The 228-nt window shown below is 43.9% G+C and carries 1 pseudogene; it reads left to right on the top strand.

Features of this window, described 5'->3' with window-relative positions:
- Window positions 1-228 (top strand): annotated as a pseudogene (locus tag CHH91_RS19310) (C4-dicarboxylate TRAP transporter substrate-binding protein); the annotation flags it as partial.

Raw genomic sequence — 228 nt, 5'->3', positions numbered from 1 at the left:
TGATCTTGGAGTGATGACGGCTCCATATCTAGTAGACGACGTAGAGGATTTATTCTACTTGACGACAACCGATTGGTTTAAATCGCTTGAGGATGACTTGAGGCAGGAGGGTTTAGAGATTGTAACCACAAACACACTCTATGGTGAGCGCCATCTCATGACAACGAAAGAGGTTCTGACACCAGAGGATTTAAAAGGGCTAAAAATCCGGGTTCCAAACAATCAGAT

This window comes from Virgibacillus sp. 7505, assembly GCF_002272135.1.
Classification (GTDB): Bacteria; Bacillota; Bacilli; order Bacillales; family Amphibacillaceae; genus Terribacillus.
The sequence above is the reverse complement of the archived record's forward strand: the minus strand, read 5'-3'. Positions and strand labels throughout refer to the sequence as shown.